This window comes from Planktotalea frisia (assembly GCF_001890925.1).
In the GTDB taxonomy this organism is placed as follows: Bacteria; Pseudomonadota; Alphaproteobacteria; order Rhodobacterales; family Rhodobacteraceae; genus Planktotalea; species Planktotalea frisia.
Genome location: NZ_MLCB01000045.1, coordinates 13,996 through 28,897, shown reverse-complemented (window position 1 = coordinate 28,897; position 14,902 = coordinate 13,996). Strand labels below are relative to the sequence as shown.

The window sequence follows — 14,902 nt, the reverse complement described above, 5'->3', positions numbered from 1 at the left end:
TTAAGCCTCGTTCTTTTCGCGCCATGTGGGGAGTAAATCGCCTTTGGCAGGGCTTGCTTCATAGACAGCGCGCGCGATGGCGCGCGTGACGCAAAGGGCGGCTGCGTGGCCTATCATGGCAAGTTCGAAGTCTGGATTGGCGAGCTCTTTTTCGCCGGTTGTGGTGCTAAAAATCAGATCACCGTCCATGGGCGTATGCGCAGGAACGCAGGCGCGGCCAATGCCGTCATGCGCGGCGATTGCCACTCGTTTGCATTGGGCTTTGCTGAGTTTGGCATCTGTCGCGACGATGCCGATGGTTGTGTTGGCATACTTTAACATGGCGGTGATTTTTTCTGAGTTGAGATCGCGGCCTAGACCGGTGCTGGGATCAACACCTTGTCCGCCAAACTCTGCGTCGATCTCAAACGGAGCGGCCCAGAAATGACGCTCGCCCGGAGTTGTGACAGAGCCGATTGGATTGGCGATCATCAGCGCGCCAACGGTTACGCCGGAATCTAGCGTAAGCGAGGCCGAACCTGTTCCGCCTTTTAGCATTGCACTCATCGCGCCTGTGCCAGCACCGACCGAGCCAAGCGTAAAAATGGCGTCGGCGCTGCTTAACGCGGCTTCTCCGAGGGCAGGATAGGGGCTGGCGTCCCAATGTTTGTTACCGCCATTGATCAGATCGAAGATGATTGCAGCTGGAACAATCGGCACGCGCACAGTGTGGACTTGAAAGCCGCGACCCATATCCCGCAATCCCTGCACAACGCCACTGGCGGCATCGAGACCGAAAGCGGACCCACCTGAGAGCACAAATGCATCGACGCCGGGGGCGGATTTATCAGGATCGAGCAAGTCCGTTTCGCGGCTGCCCGGTGCGCCGCCCATGACGTGCACCGATGAGACAAGTGGTTTGTCCGATGTCAAAACTGTCGTGCCGGATTTAAGGCTTTCGTCTTGGGCATGGCCGACTTTGAGGCCTTGCACATCAGTTATCAGGTTTAAGGGGCCTGGTTTCATGGGGAAGGAGCCTCCGGCGGAAGTTTATTTCGAAAGATGAAGGTGGGGTTAGATACAGCGGCCACCATCCACTTCCATGCAGACACCTGTGATCATGCTCGCTTCGTCAGAGCACAGATAGCAGGCGGCGTTGCCCATGTCCTCTGGGGTGGAGAAGCGACCAATTGGGATGGTGGAGAGGAATTGCGCGCGTCGCTCGGGCGTGTCTTCGCCCATGAAAGAGGCGAGTAAAGGTGTTTCGCCTGCCACAGGATTGAGGGCGTTCACACGGATGCCAAAGGGCGCGAGTTCTACGGCCATGGATTTGGTGGCCGTGTTCATCCAGCCCTTTGACGCATTGTACCAGCTGAGGTTCGGGCGCGGGCTAACGCCAGCGGTTGAAGCGACGTTGAGGATGTTGCCGGATTTGTTGGCTTTCATGTGCGGGATGACGGCTTGGGCAATGAGGTAGACAGATTTACAGTTCACTGCGAATACGCGGTCAAAGTCATCTTCTGAGATCGTGTCCATAGGTGCGGGCAAATGGGTGACGCCTGCATTGTTGATGACGATATCGATTTGGCTGTGCCTTTGGAGCGTTAAGTCGATCATCGCTTGAACGCTTGCTCTATTCGCAACGTCAACAGTGCAGGGCGTTCCGCTTATCTCACGGGCGATCGAGGAGGCTGCATCGCTGTTGATGTCAGCGACAATCACATGAGCGCCTTCAGCTGCAAACTTTCTCGCAATACCCGCGCCGAAGCCTGATCCTGCACCTGTCACAATCGCTGTTTTACCATCAAGTCGCATTTTATTTCCCCCGAATTTCGCGTGGCGGTTTTTCTCGCCACATTATGTAGAGTGCTGCGCAAGCGCCAAGTACTCCGCCAAAATAGCTTGCCTCATGCATGATAGCTGCGCGCACGAACCCTTGTGGGTCGGTAAATGCATCAAGTGAAGGTAAATAGCCAACAAGCGTGTTTATGTCTGCGATATGCGCAAAGCTGAGGCCAATGAAAGCGCAGATCGCGGTGATTGATAACGCAACTGTTATGGCTTTGATCCCTGCGTAAAAATAGCGTCTGCGACCCGGTTGAGTGAAAAAACCATACAGGAATGCAGGAGTGCCCATAAGAAGGCCCATCCACCAGCTGGCGAGCGCGCCGACGATGCTGGCACCGATCCGGTTTTGCGCGGTTGGATCGATGGCAAACTGCGGAAATTTCACATCGTAAAAGTAGCTTGCGCCTACACTAAAGCTGATCTGATTGTGCAACGCTCCAAAGATTGCGGCAGCAAACATCGCGCAAAAGCAAAGCAATATGAAGACCGCAAACCTAGCCATGTTTTGCCGCAACTGTTTTGAGGGTTGAGAAGCCATAGAGGGCTTCGAACCCTTTTTCTCGGCCATGTCCGGATTTACCGACACCGCCAAAAGGCAGTTCTACACCGCCGCCTGCACCGTAGTTGTTGATGAATACCTGACCGGATTTCAGAGCTTTGGCGAGACGCATTTGGCGCGCGCCATTCTCTGTCCAGATGCTTGCCACGAGGCCAAAATCGGTGCCGTTGGCGATCTTGATTGCATCGGCTTCGTCTTTGAAAGGGATGATAACTTGAACGGGGCCAAAGATTTCTTGCTGTGCAAGTGGGTGGTTTGGATCGGTGCAAAGCAAAAGATGTGGCGCAACATATGCGCCAGTCTCAGGCGCATCGGCGGCGATTTGGCCAGTGGCTGCGAGTTGCAAGTCCTCACCTTGTTTTAAGAAGCCTGTGACGATCTCTTTCTGACGCTGGGAAATAAGAGGGCCAAGATTGAGGTCATTCATGGCGGGGCCAACCGTAAGGGCTTTGTAGCGCTTTGACATGGCTGTGACGACCTCATCATAGCGCGAATGATGCACGAGGATGCGTGAAGAAGCAGAGCATGTTTGCCCTGCATTCTGAATGCCTGCGTTCACGAGGAACGGCAGAGCCTCAACGAGATTGGCATCCTCAAAGACCAGTTGCGGGGATTTGCCACCAAGTTCTAGCGTGACAGGGATCACATTCGCGCCTGCGGCTTGCTGTACCAAAGCGCCTGTTTTGACGGAGCCTGTAAAGGATATATGCCGCACGCCTGCGTGGCCTGAAAGAGCGGCACCAGCTTCGGCACCAAGGCCCGGAACCACGTTCAAAGCGCCATCAGGAAGACCCGCTTGGCGTGCAATTTCTGCGAACATGAGGGCGGTCAGACAGGCCTCTTCAGCAGGTTTCAAAACTGTAGCATTGCCCATCGTCAAAGCCGCGCCAACAGAGCGACCTATGATTTGCATCGGGTAATTCCAAGGCACGATATGGCCTGTCACGCCATGAGGTTCGCGTAGCGTGTAGACCGTGTATCCATCAAGGTAGGGAATAGTTTCGCCGTGCACTTTGTCCGCAGCACCCCCGTAAAATTCCATATAGCGCGCCAGCGCAACAGCATCTGCACGCGCTTGAGTAAGAGGTTTTCCAACGTCACGGGCTTCGAGTTCTGCTAGCAAATCCACGTGTTCTAAAACCAGCTGTCCAATGCGGGTTAAAATGCGACCGCGCTCCAGTGCTGTGGTTCTACCCCACTCCCCATCTAAAGCCGTTTGTGCCGCCGTGACGGCGGCGTCGATGTCTATTGATGTTCCACGCGCGATTTGTGTGAGCTCGCTGCCGTCAGATGGATCAACTAACGCTAGCGTTTGGCCTTCTTGAGGCGCGCGCCACGCGCCGCCTATAAGGCAATAAGACGGATTGAAGGGCAGGTCAGGCAGGGACATTAGACAAGGCTTTCACATCAGGAAGAGTTGGGGCCGCGGCAATCAGATTGGCGGTGTAGGGATGAGATGGGTTGGTGAAAACTTGTTGTGTGGCTCCATCCTCAACGATTTCACCGTTTTTCATCACAAGTACGCGGTCGGTGATCGTACGCACGACGCTCAGATCATGGCTGATAAAAAGGTAGCTGAGATCATGAGTTTGCGTCAATTCAGCGATCAGGTCGAGGATTTGTGCACGGATTGACACATCTAAAGCGCTGACGGCTTCATCAAAAATAATGACCTCGGGACGAATAATAAGCGCGCGTGCAATGGCGATGCGTTGGCGTTGCCCACCGCTGAAAGCGTGGATGTATTTGTCGGCGTCATCAGGATGCAGGCCGACAGCGAGAAGCGCGTCGCTCACTCGGTTTTTACGCTCCAATCCTTGGGGCGGATTATCGAGTAGATGGAATGGTTCCGTGATAATGCGCGCGACTTTGTGACGGGGGTTAAAGCTGCCGTAGGGGTCTTGAAACACCACCTGCAAACCAGAGCGCAGCGCGGCGGGCATATCTGGTGCAACTTCTTGCCCGAATGCCTTGATGGAACCACCTTGGAGCGGTTCTAGCCCTAGAATGGCGCGGGTTAGGGTGGACTTGCCACAACCGCTTTCTCCGACCAGACCGATACGCTCGCCCTTGTGCAGCGTAAAGCTGATGCCGTTCACGGCGCGGGTATATTCGCGCTGGGCAAAGAGCGTTGTGCGCGGTTTGGGATAGTCGCGCACTGCATCTTGAACGATCAACAAAGCATCATCCGCTTCGGGCGCTTTTGGCAGGTTCACTTCATGCGCAGAGGCAGCGAAGAGCGCGCGTGTATAAGGGTGCTGCATATTTGCGAAGAGTGTCTTGGTCACGCCAGTCTCGACAACTTCGCCGCTGCGCATCACGACGATCCGGTCTGCCATATCCGATACAACGGCAAGATCATGCGTGATCATCAAAAGGCCCATGCCAAAGTCTTGCACGAGGTCCTTCAAGAGCTCCAGAATTTGCGCTTGCGTGGTCACATCAAGGGCTGTCGTCGGTTCATCCGCGATCAAAAGGCGCGGGCGAAGGGCGATTGCCATAGCAATAACCACGCGCTGTCGTTGCCCACCCGAAAGCTCGTGTGGGAAGCGCGAGAGGCTGTAACTTTCGGGCGGCAGACCAACACGGGCTAGCACCTCTAGGGCCCGTTTACGCGCCTCATCGCGACTTTGGTTGGTGTGAAGAAGGATCGTCTCCATCACCTGGTCACCGATATTTTTCAACGGGTTGAGCGCGGTCATGGGTTCTTGAAACACCATGCCGATGTCATTGCCGCGCAGCTTGCACATTTCGGGATCTGGCGCGTTCAGTACTTCTTGGCCGTCGAGTTTGATTGAGCCTGTAGTGACAGTTCCGCGCGGCAAAAGCTGCATGACAGAAAAGGCTGTTAGCGATTTTCCTGAGCCACTTTCGCCCGTAATCGCAACAATTTCGCCCTGCGCGAGGTCCAGTGAAACGCCGTTCAAAATAGGGTTGCCGTGAATGCTGAGATCGAGGTTTTGGATGGACAACAGGCTCATGTGCGCTCCACCCGAATGCGAGGGTCGAGCAGGTCGCGCAGACCGTCGCCCATAAGGTTCAAACCGAGCACTGTCAGGATAATCGCACCACCTGGAATGAGCGCAAGATGTGGAGCGAAATTGACCATAGTTTGTGCATCCGCGAGCATACGTCCCCAACTAGGCAAAGGCGGCTGTGCACCAAGACCAACGTAGCTTAGACCCGCTTCCGCAAGGATACCAAGCGAGAACTGGATAGTGCCTTGCACGATCAAGAGATTGGTCACATTGGGCAGAATATGCTCTATCGAAATGCGCGACACACCTTTGCCTGCGACGCGCGCAGCCATGATAAATTCGCGCTGCCAAAGCGGCAAAGCTGCACCGCGCGTGAGACGTGCGAAGACCGGAATGTTGAAAATGCCAATAGCGATGATCGCGTTCACAGCACCGGGGCCAAAAACGGCCGTAATCAGGATTGCAATGACCAGCGAAGGAAAGGCAAAGACAAGATCGTTGCCGCGCATGATGACTTCGTCGAGCAAGCTGCCCTGTCGTGCAGCAGCGGCCAGCCCAAGCGGTACCCCAACCCCCATACCAATCCCGACAGCAACCAGCGCCACAGCAATAGAGGTCCGCGCGCCGACCATGATCATGCTGAAAATATCGCGTCCAAAGTGATCGGTGCCAAGCCAATGTGTTCCGTTCGGCGTTTGTAATTTCGCAGGAATATTCATCTGCGTGACGTCATATGGCGTCCACAGAAAACTAATCAAAGCCGCGGCAATGACCAGCGCAGAAAGTACGCCACCAATGATAAGATTGCGCGATCTCATGATCGCGATCTTAGGCGGGGATCAACAAAGGCGTAGGCGAGGTCGACAATAAAATTTACCATGATGACTGCGAAGACTAGCAACATCACGACGCTTTCGACCACGATCAAATCGCGTTGCGAAATGGATTGAAAGACGAGGCGCCCGAGCCCCGGAAGATAGAAAACCTGTTCGATGATGATGGACCCTGCAAGCAAGAACGAGAATTGCAAACCGATGATTGTGAGCACTGGGATGAGCGCGTTTCGGAGCGCGTGACGCCACAGAGCTTGGCGACGGCTAAGGCCTTTCGCGCGCGCGGTTCTAATGAAATCTTCGTTTAGTATGTCGAGAAGGGACGAGCGCATGACGCGCGCGAGGATCGCCGCTTGTGGGAGGGCGAGTGCGATTGCAGGAAGCGTGAGGGCTTTTAGGCCGGTGAACAGGCCTTCGTCCCAACCGGGAAAGCCGCCCGCAGAGAACCAACGCAAGTTGATCGCAAAGACCAGAACCAGTATCATCGCGAACCAGAAATTCGGGATGGCGACGCCGAGTTGCGTCGCCCCCATCACGGCCACATCGCCCGGTGCGCCGCGACGCGAAGCTGCATAAATACCTGCGGGAAAAGCGATTAGCGTCGAAAGAGCCAAAGCATAAAGTGCAAGCGGCAAGGACACCCAAAGTCGATCTGCCACCATTTGCGCGACCGGCGTGCGATAGGTGTAGGAGGTGCCGAAATCACCTTGAAGCATCCCAAACGTCCACGACAAATAGCGTTCCAGTTTACTCTGGTTTAGCCCCAATTCTTCGCGCAACGCGTTTAAGGTATCCTCTTGCGCATTCATCCCCAGCATAAAGCTGGCTGGATCACCCGGTGCAACCTCGATCACCAGAAAGATGACAAGGCTGGCGATGATCAGGCTGATCGCAAGGGACAGCAGTCGTTTGAGGCTATATCGCAGCATCTGATCACGCTAGGCGAGAGCCGCGCGAGCGTCTAGAGGGCTTGTCGCATCGTGACGCTGGTGTATGTCAAAGGGCATGTTGAAACACCCCATTTTCATCGGCTCGGAAATCTATCGTGGCTCGTCTTACGGTGGGTTGCATCCTTTGCGCGTGCCGCGCGTTTCGACCGTGATGGACTTAAGCCGCGCGTTGGGCTGGCTGCCGGATGTGCAGTACCGCACGTCTCCGCGTGCCAAGCCAAAAGCCTTTTGGGAGTTTCACACACCCGCCTATATCTCTGCCCTCGCGCGCGCCGAGCGGCGTGGTCAAGTAAGTGACGAAGAGCGCGCGGAGTTTGATCTGGGCACGCATTCCAATCCTGTGTTTGGTGAGATGTTTCGCCGTCCTGCCACGGGTGTTGGCGGTGTGATGCTCGCGGCGGAACTCCTTGCCGAAGGCGGTATTGTGCATGTGCCCGGCGGTGGAACCCATCATGGAATGCCGGAGCGCGCGAATGGGTTTTGCTATCTGAACGACCCTGTTTTTGCGATCAAAGCTTTGCAACATCATGGTGCGTGGCGCGTGGTTTATGTGGATATTGATGCGCATCATCCAGATGGTGTGGAGGTCGGATTTAGTGGTGATCCGTCGGTACGCATGATCTCAGTGCACGAGGAGAAGCGTTGGCCCTTTACAGGGGGTCTTGATGAGACCGGCAAGGGCAGCGCGTTCAACTTGCCAGTGATGCGGGGCTTTAATGATAGTGAAATGCGAATTGCTTTGCAGGATTTGATCATCCCGCTGATCGAAGATTTCGAACCCGACGCTATCGTTCTGCAGTGTGGTTCTGATGCGATTGAAGAAGACCCGTTGTCGCGTTTATCCCTATCAAACAATGCGCATATCGAGGTCGTGCGCGCTCTGATGGCTCTCACGAACCGCCTGATGGTGCTTGGCGGTGGCGGCTATAATCCATGGAGCGTTGGGCGGTGTTGGACACGTATTTGGGGTGCTTTGAATGGGTTGGAAGCGCCTGAGATGTTGAATGTTGAGAACGCGCAAATTTTGCGAGCGCTTAGATTTGAGGGCAATTCTCGCGGTCGTAATCCGCCTGAGCATTGGTTTAGCACGCTCGCGGACGAACCCAACGAAGGCCCTGTTCGTGACGAAATACGCGCGCGCATTGGAATGTTGCGCGCGCGTTTGATTTAGGGCGTCGAATTTTCTAGAAAATTCGGACCCCGCTTAGTTGGACCAGCTTACGCCAGTGAGATCGGTCGCTTGTGTTGGGGCATTCTCCCAGAGGCCTTTCACCTTTGCATCCGCAACAGTCGGGAACGCCAGCTGGAACAAATACCCGTTCACATAATCTTGCGAGATTGTTGTCTGTGCCGTCGCGATCATCTCTGAGCGCATCGCAGGATCAGCCGTCGCATTGAGCTTTGTCATCAACGCTTGGAACTCAGGGTTGTCGTACTGGAAGTAGTAATCTGGACGCGCATAGATGCCGATGTCGAAAGGCTCTGTGTGGCTTACGATTGTCAGACCGAAGTCTTTGCCACGAAACACAGTTTCCAACCACTGCGCCCATTCCACATTAATGATTTCAGCTTTGATGCCAACTTCGGCGAGCTGAGCTGCGATAATTTCACCGCCACGACGCGCGTAAGAGGGCGGCGGAAGATGCAAAGTTGTCTCAAATCCGTCGGCCATGCCTGCTTCGGCCAGCAGTGCTTTCGCCTTCGCGGGATCGTGCATAGAGCCAGCGGTCAAATCCACATAATCAGGATTGTGTGGGGCAAAATGCGTGCCGATTGGCGTGCCGTATCCGAACATCGCACCATCAATAATCGCTTGGCGATCAATCGCATGCGCAACGGCTTGACGTACCTTCACATTGTCAAAGGGCGGCATCTTGTTGTTGGTCGAGAGGATCGTTTCACCCTCTGAACTACCAACAAGTACTTGAAAGCGTGGGTCAGCTTCAAATTGCGGAAGGTTCTCTGGTGCAGGAAAGCCTGCGAACACATCCACATCTTGAGCCATTACAGCAGCAAACGCCGCTGTTGGATCAGAGATGAACTTGAACGTCGCCGCCTCTAGCGCGGGGGCATCGCCCCAATACGCATCGTTGCGCGCCAGTTCGATTTTGTCGCCTTGTACCCAGTTTACAAACTTGAATGCGCCTGTTCCGATGGGCATCTGTTTGATGTTCTCGATACTTTCCGGCGCAACAATCACCGCATCGCCCCAAGCAAGGTTGAACAGCATGGAACCGTTCGCCTCTGCAAGCGTCAATTTGACGGTCATCGGGTCCACTACGCTGACATCTGTGATGCCTGCATAAAGGGCTTTTTGAGCATTCGTGCTGTCCTCGGCGCGTGCGCGATCGAGCGAGAATTTCACATCTTCCGCGTCCATCGCCGTGCCATCATGGAACGTCACGCCGTCGCGCAACTTGAATGTGTAGCTCAACCCGTCGTCCGAGATTTCCCAGCTCTTCGCGAGGCCCGCAACAACTGACCCGTCTGCCATGAAGCGTGTTAAACCTTCAAACACGTTGGAATAAAGAACGCTATCAATCGCTCCAGCGGCGGCAGATGTGGGGTCCAAATGCGGTGGCTCAAGTTGCAATGCAACGGTGATGTCTGATTTCGCGAAAGCGGCGCCAGCTAGCAAAGCTGCGGCACTTGCACCTAGAAAAAGCGTTTTGAAGTTGGACATATGTATCTCTCCCAATGATGTTTGAGTGAGAGCGTAGCCCTTGCCTTAGGGTCTTGCATAGGGGGAATTCTGGTCTTGCGCGTTGGGCTTATGCTCGGGTATGGGCTGTTTTTTGGCAATTGAGGGCGGAAAATGGCTCAGCATCAGCAGGTTTTGGCCGTCGATTTTGGTACATCGAACTCGGCTGTTGGCATCTGTCGCGATGGCCAAGCGCATATTCTTGAAATGGAGGCAGGTCAGCAAACTCTGCCCACTGCGCTGTTTTTTGATTACGAAGAAAAGGTGGTCAACTTCGGCTCGGCAGCGGAGCAAGCGCTGTTTGAGGGGGCATGGGGCCGATACATGCGCGCGCTCAAATCTTTGTTGGGCACACCTTTGATCCGTGAAAGCAGCATTTTTCTGGGCAAACGGATGAGCTACATCGACATCGTCGCAAAGTTCCTGGCTGAACTCAAAGAACGCGCAGAATTGGCGTCGGGTGTGCGTTATAACAGCGTGTTGTCTGGGCGCCCCGTACGATTTCATGCAGATCCCAAACGCGATGCGCAGGCGCAAACTGATTTGACTGAATGCTATGAAAAGGCAGGTTTCAAACAGATCCACTTCATGAATGAACCCGAGGCTGCTGCGCGTGCGCAAGCACATGTTTTAAGCGCCGGTGATCTAGGGTTGGTGATTGATATTGGGGGGGGTACCTCGGATTTTACCCTTTTTCGCAACGCGTCTAACACAGAAATAGAAATCATCCACAGCGAAGGTTTGCGTCTTGGTGGCACTGATTTTGATCGCCTGCTTAGCTTTGAACACATCATGCCGCTACTTGGCAAAGGCAGCCCTATTCGTCACGCTTTTGGCAGCGAAACGCATCTTGCTCCGAATGGCATTTTTGCGGATCTCGCCACTTGGCAAAAAATTCCATTCCTCTATGCGCCAGACACACGCCGTGCGGCGAAAGACTTACTGCAATATGCGGTTGAGCCAGACAAGCTCGCGCGGTTGGACCGCGTGCTGACGGATGAACGTGGTCACGATCTTGCTTTTGCGGTGGAAGCGGCCAAGATTGAGCTGAACACAAAGCCAGTGGCGAGTGTGGATATCAAGCTTGATCCTTTGGAAAAGGGTTTGATCGCGCCGCTCTACGCGCTTGCGCTCGCACATTCGCTTCAGCTCTGTGCCGAGCAAATTGCGCAGACTGCTTTGCGCTGCACGGATCAAGCGGGCCATACGCCAAGCGATGTCACGCACCTTATTCTTGTGGGTGGTTCGAGCCTGATGCAGGTCGTGCAAACCGCAGTTTCAGGTGCTTTCCCAAAGGCTCAAACACATCACGGTGCGGCGCTCACGGGGATCATTGAGGGCCTCGCGCTTGCCACTCAGGAACACTAGCCGCATCCCCTTTTCGTAAATATCCCGGGGGAGGCTTGGCTTGCCAAGTCGGGGGCTGGCCCCCTTCAGACCTCATCCGTCAAGAGCTGCGCCAACGCATGTGCCATGACTTTCGCACTATCGATCATGTCATCAACGCCAACATATTCGTCCGGTTTATGCGCCAGCTCCAAAATTCCGGGCCCATAGGCGATGCAATTTTTCAACTTCCCGATCCGATCAATATGCTTTTGATCATATGTACCCGGTGACGCCACATAGCGCACTTTTTTGCCCATCACCGCTTCTATCGAGCGCGCAACTGTCTGCACAACAGGCGCTTCTTTATCGGTCATGGAGGGTGCGACGTGGTTCAATTCTCGCATTTCGTATTCAAAATTCGGCCGCGTCACACGCAAACCTTCGAGCAGGTCTTTCACCTCACCGCTCACGCCTTCGTAATCTTCTTCTGCCAAATAGCGGCGATCGATCACGATACGGCAACTGTCAGGAACGCAATGCGACGGCAATGCTGTGCTGTCTGCGGCCTGCTCATTCTGACCGCCATGGATCGAGTTGATGTTCATCGTCGATTGGCGCGCGCCTTCGGGGATCACAGGCATTTCTGTGTGTCGCGCAGCCATTGCGGGATAAAGCGTATCTTCGAATTTATCGAGCACGGCTCCCATATGACGCACAGCGCAATCGCCCAGGAAAGGCATGCAGCCGTGGGCAATCTCGCCAAAGGTTTCGATTTCTGCCCACCAACCGCCGCGATGCCCAAGGCAAATCTGATCGACGCCAAGTGGTTCGGGAATGATCACATGCTGCACGCGCTTGGGATCGTAGAACCCTTTTTGCGCCAAATAGGCCACGCCACCATAGCCACCTGACTCCTCATCGGCCGTTCCGCTGATTTCAATTGCGCCTGCATAGTCAGGGCATTCTTCAGCAAACGCTTCCGCCGCGATGATCGAAGCGGCGAGACCGCCTTTCATATCGCAAGCGCCACGTCCGTAAATTTTACCGTCGCTGAGCTCTCCACCGAAAGGATCAAAGGTCCAGCCTGCACCCACTTCGACGACATCAATGTGGGAATTAAAGTGAACGCACTCACCCGCGCGCGTTCCTTCGCGACGACACACAACATTCCAACGTGGGTACTTTGTGCAATCCCCCGGCGCACCTTCTGCACGCACCATTTCCATCGCAAAGCCACTGCGCGCCATGCGTTCGCCCAAATAGGTGCAGATCTCGCGGTAGTTTTCTCCGGGGGGATTGAGCGTGGGGATGCGGATCAGCTCTTGTGTAAGTTCGATCAGATCATCGCGTTTGTCTTCGATGCGCTTGGCCAGCCGTGTTTGCAAATCGCTCATGTCGCTCTCCCATTTGAAACTCAAAGTGACGCGGCGACGGCACTCTTGCAAGACCTCTGCGCGCATGGCACGAAGCAAGTGTTCTCAGGGCAGGGTGAAAGTCCCTACCGGCGGTGATAGCCCGCGAGCGCTTGTTGTCCCTAGCGGGACAACTTGGTCAGCAGATTTGGTGAAATTCCAGAGCCGACGGTGAAAGTCCGGATGAAAGAGAGCGGTTTGCATGTCCTTTGGGGCAGGTAGGCTATTGCGATGCTCTGGGGCTTTTGTGACGTCTAAAACAAAGGTTCCAAAATGACGAAACTTCTTAAAATTGCGTTTATCAAAGCGCGTTGGCATGCCGAAATCGTTGATCAAGCGCTTGTCGGATTCGAGGCGGACATGGACAGCGTTGATGCGACTGTGCAGATCACCTCATTCGATGTTCCGGGTGCGTTTGAGATGCCGCTTCTGGCGAAAAATCTAGGTGCATCAGGCGATTACGACGCCATTGTCTGTGCCGCGTTGGTCGTGGATGGCGGGATTTATCGCCACGATTTCGTCGCCGCAGCAGTCGTGAATGGCTTGATGGAGGCACAAATGTGCACGGGCGTGCCGACATTCTCTGTCTCGTTGACACCACATCATTTTCAGCCAAGCGCGGAACACATCGAGTTTTATTCCGAGCATTTCGTCAAGAAAGGTTCAGAGGCCGCGCAAGCGGTGCGTCAAACGTTAGAGCACTACGTTTAACCTGCGACTTAACGAAGTCGAAACAGCGGGGCGGGTCCAATCGGGATCGGCCCCAGTTTCATCATGCCCGCGTCCAATTTGAGCGGCAGATCAAGCGTGTTGCGATTGCCGGATAGGCCAGAGAGCAAGGAAAGCCCTTGCTCAATTGGGCGTAAAAGCTGGGCTGGCACAGCCCCTGTCGCCGCACTTAGCGCTAAAATATCACGCCAGTTTTGCGCTTTGATCGTGATCTGACCCGTCGCACGACCCGCAGTGTCCACATCAAAACCACCGGCAAGGCGTAGTTCTAGCTGACCCCATTTCGCCTCAATCAACCTCACGTCAATGCGTGTCGGTTGTGGGCGCGAAGCCTGCAAAGCGTTCAAATCCCAAGGCGCGTCAAATGCCGCCGTCACATCGCCGCGCGCATATTCGAGCGCTTTGGGCAAGATGCCCGCCTCAAGACGCAGTCCTTTGGGCTCTGGCAAAACCACATCCTTTAGATCGACGCCGAACTTGTAGGTATTCTGCGCTGCTGCGGTTTTCTCTACCGCCATCAGAGCTCTCGCCGCTCCCAATGTTTCGCCGCTCTCCATCTGGATCTTGACCGCGTCCGCAGTGAAGTTGGTTTTCTCCAACGCAAGGGAGGTGTTTTTCTTCACGATAAGCGATGCGCGCATGTCTTCGCTGGTGATTGCTGCTTTGCCAAAAGGGCTGCTAAAGGTCTGCTCGTTGGGCCAAACAGCGATCAAATGCTCTGGCTTGTAGCTAAGCGCAAAGATTTGCAAGAACGGTGCAGAATAGGCGACGCCTGTGTCTGGATCGGCCAAGGAAATACCGCTCAAAGTCGTGTCAAAACGGCTTGGAAAACCACGTGTTTCGATGCTTTCGACGTCCGCGACCCAACCCTCGGCGCGGCGCTCTTCGAACCAACGCTCGAAGCCCGCAGTCGCACCGGAAGAGCCGACAAACCAGTAGCCTGCATAAAGCGCAGCGGCGGCAATAATCACAAATAACAGTCGTTTCATGTCTTTTCCTCACGGCTTGGCTCGTATCTAGTGCAGGCATCTGAAAAGGACCAGTGCGATGACGATGTGGGTGTTTGGCTACGGATCCCTTTTGTGGAACCCCGGTTTTGAGGTGGATGAGCAGCAAGTTGGCATGATGCACGATTATGCGCGCAGTTTTTGCATGCGCTCAATCCATCATCGCGGGACCTCCGAACATCCCGGTTTGGTCTTGGCTTTGGATGAAATGCAGGGTGCGCGCTGCGAAGGTGTGGCTCTGCGCGTCAAGGCTGGCACAGAGGCAGAAACGCTGGCTTATTTGCGAGAACGCGAGCTGATTTCGTCGGCTTACCTAGAGAAAAACCTCGCAGTGCATCTCAAAAATGGCGAGGTGATTGAGGCTGTGACATACGTGATTGATCCCAATCACGTGCAGTACTGTCATCTGGATTTAGAGGCGCAGGCACAGGTCATTTCACGCGCTATCGGCGATCGTGGTCCGAACACGGATTACTTGCACAACACGGCGAGCCATCTTGTCGAACTCGGGATCGAGGATGAAGATCTCAACTGGCTTTCGCAGCGTGTAAAAACCCTTTGTTCATAAGGCTTGGCT

The 14,902-nt window shown here is 54.7% G+C and carries 14 protein-coding genes and 1 riboswitch; of the genes, 4 read left to right on the top strand and 10 right to left on the bottom strand.

Features of this window, described 5'->3' with window-relative positions; all coding sequences use genetic code 11:
* Genes PFRI_RS02765 through PFRI_RS02735 form a run of 7 tightly spaced genes read right to left on the bottom strand, consistent with a single transcriptional unit; the run spans position 1 to position 7,126 of the window.
* A complete protein-coding gene (locus PFRI_RS02765) occupies positions 1 to 1,005 on the bottom strand; it encodes a P1 family peptidase (RefSeq protein ID WP_072629226.1) in 1,005 nt (334 codons plus the stop codon).
* A gap of 48 nt (positions 1,006 to 1,053) precedes the next feature.
* Complete coding sequence (locus tag PFRI_RS02760; protein ID WP_072629225.1) at positions 1,054 to 1,794, bottom strand: SDR family oxidoreductase; 741 nt, start codon at positions 1,792 to 1,794, stop codon at positions 1,054 to 1,056.
* A gap of 1 nt (position 1,795) precedes the next feature.
* Complete coding sequence (locus tag PFRI_RS02755; protein ID WP_072629224.1) at positions 1,796 to 2,329, bottom strand: hypothetical protein; 534 nt, start codon at positions 2,327 to 2,329, stop codon at positions 1,796 to 1,798.
* Positions 2,322 to 3,776, bottom strand: coding sequence for an aldehyde dehydrogenase family protein (locus PFRI_RS02750; RefSeq protein WP_072629223.1), 1,455 nt, complete (start codon positions 3,774 to 3,776; stop codon positions 2,322 to 2,324). Before PFRI_RS02750 ends, PFRI_RS02755 begins: the two co-directional genes overlap by 8 nt.
* Positions 3,763 to 5,367, bottom strand: coding sequence for an ABC transporter ATP-binding protein (locus tag PFRI_RS02745; protein ID WP_072629222.1), 1,605 nt, complete (start codon positions 5,365 to 5,367; stop codon positions 3,763 to 3,765). Before PFRI_RS02745 ends, PFRI_RS02750 begins: the two co-directional genes overlap by 14 nt.
* Entirely contained in the window at positions 5,364 to 6,182 is an 819-nt protein-coding gene (locus tag PFRI_RS02740) for an ABC transporter permease (RefSeq protein WP_072629221.1), read from the bottom strand. The genes PFRI_RS02745 and PFRI_RS02740 overlap by 4 nt, the downstream gene beginning before the upstream one ends.
* Positions 6,179 to 7,126, bottom strand: coding sequence for an ABC transporter permease (locus PFRI_RS02735; RefSeq protein WP_072629220.1), 948 nt, complete (start codon positions 7,124 to 7,126; stop codon positions 6,179 to 6,181). The genes PFRI_RS02740 and PFRI_RS02735 overlap by 4 nt, the downstream gene beginning before the upstream one ends.
* A 76-nt stretch (positions 7,127 to 7,202) precedes the next feature.
* Between PFRI_RS02735 and PFRI_RS02730 the strand changes: the two genes are divergently transcribed.
* Entirely contained in the window at positions 7,203 to 8,318 is a 1,116-nt protein-coding gene (locus PFRI_RS02730) for an acetoin utilization protein AcuC (RefSeq protein ID WP_084649577.1), read from the top strand.
* A gap of 33 nt (positions 8,319 to 8,351) precedes the next feature.
* Here PFRI_RS02730 and PFRI_RS02725 read toward each other — a convergent pair whose 3' ends face one another.
* A complete protein-coding gene (locus tag PFRI_RS02725; protein WP_072629218.1) occupies positions 8,352 to 9,830 on the bottom strand; it encodes an ABC transporter substrate-binding protein in 1,479 nt (492 codons plus the stop codon).
* Positions 9,831 to 9,962: 132 nt separating this feature from the next.
* Here PFRI_RS02725 and PFRI_RS02720 point away from each other — a divergent pair, with 132 nt between their 5' ends.
* Complete coding sequence (locus PFRI_RS02720; protein ID WP_072629217.1) at positions 9,963 to 11,216, top strand: Hsp70 family protein; 1,254 nt, start codon at positions 9,963 to 9,965, stop codon at positions 11,214 to 11,216.
* 65 nt (positions 11,217 to 11,281) lie between these two features.
* Here the strand turns inward: PFRI_RS02720 and PFRI_RS02715 are convergent, their stop codons facing one another.
* Positions 11,282 to 12,571, bottom strand: coding sequence for an acetylornithine deacetylase/succinyl-diaminopimelate desuccinylase family protein (locus tag PFRI_RS02715; protein WP_111445452.1), 1,290 nt, complete (start codon positions 12,569 to 12,571; stop codon positions 11,282 to 11,284).
* A gap of 76 nt (positions 12,572 to 12,647) precedes the next feature.
* Positions 12,648 to 12,788, top strand: a riboswitch (FMN riboswitch).
* A gap of 74 nt (positions 12,789 to 12,862) precedes the next feature.
* Between PFRI_RS02715 and PFRI_RS02710 the strand changes: the two genes are divergently transcribed.
* Positions 12,863 to 13,300, top strand: a complete 438-nt coding sequence (locus tag PFRI_RS02710) for a 6,7-dimethyl-8-ribityllumazine synthase (RefSeq protein WP_072629216.1) — start codon at positions 12,863 to 12,865, stop codon at positions 13,298 to 13,300.
* Positions 13,301 to 13,308: 8 nt separating this feature from the next.
* Here PFRI_RS02710 and PFRI_RS02705 read toward each other — a convergent pair whose 3' ends face one another.
* Positions 13,309 to 14,307, bottom strand: a complete 999-nt coding sequence (locus PFRI_RS02705; protein ID WP_072629215.1) for a DUF2125 domain-containing protein — start codon at positions 14,305 to 14,307, stop codon at positions 13,309 to 13,311.
* Positions 14,308 to 14,365: 58 nt separating this feature from the next.
* Here PFRI_RS02705 and PFRI_RS02700 point away from each other — a divergent pair, with 58 nt between their 5' ends.
* Positions 14,366 to 14,893, top strand: a complete 528-nt coding sequence (locus PFRI_RS02700) for a gamma-glutamylcyclotransferase (protein ID WP_072629214.1) — start codon at positions 14,366 to 14,368, stop codon at positions 14,891 to 14,893.
* The last annotated feature ends 9 nt before the right edge of the window (positions 14,894 to 14,902 follow it).